This window comes from Alcanivorax sp. HI0044, assembly GCF_001634945.1.
Map to the genome: position 1 here is coordinate 1 of NZ_LWEZ01000540.1, position 570 is coordinate 570.

The 570-nt window shown below is 61.6% G+C and carries 1 protein-coding gene; it reads right to left on the bottom strand.

Annotated elements, in window-relative coordinates; genetic code table 11:
• Positions 1 to 171: 171 nt before the first annotated feature.
• Entirely contained in the window at positions 172 to 522 is a 351-nt protein-coding gene (locus tag A3730_RS06455; protein WP_197468642.1) for a DUF3325 domain-containing protein, read from the bottom strand.
• Positions 523 to 570 lie beyond the last annotated feature (48 nt).

Sequence of the window (570 nt, forward strand, 5' to 3'; positions counted from 1 at the left end):
ACAGACCTGGGTTTATATCGCTAATACCGAGTGGCAAGCCGATGATCTGCGTCCGGAGCGCTGGTATCTGAATCACTTGCTCAGTGGGCGTCCCTGGCTCAGTGCCGACTATTACCGGCACTTGCTGGCCACGGCCTGCGTGGACGACCCGGAATCCGCCGAGACACTGCTCTAGACCAGCGCCACCGTTGACCAGGTCAGCATGGCCAACACGGGCAAGGCGACAGCCAGTCGTCCTGCCAACCGTGCGTGATACGGCAACAAAAACACCAGTGGCAAGCCGGCTATTGCCACCAGTCCCACGGCCATAAACAGTGCCAGCCCCAGGGGCCAGACCGTCAACGTGACCCACAGCGATAATGCCAACAGCAACCAGCCGGGCCACCGGTAATAGCGCACGCGTTCCGGTCGCAGCTTGCGGCCCATGACCTGGTCATGGTGACGTTTCATGGCCAGAGACAGGCTGGTCAGGCCGGCATAGGCCAGAGCCAGCGCCAGAAACAGTGGCGGGGCCATCGTCATGGGGATTCTCCGGCAGGTTGCTCACTGGCCGGGTTGGTTGTGTTGAAG

Excerpts from the sequence above, each read along its gene's own strand:
- A3730_RS06455 (WP_197468642.1), bottom strand. The coding sequence starts at position 522 with ATGACGATGGCCCCGCCACTGTTTCTGGCGCTGGCTCTGGCCTATGCC.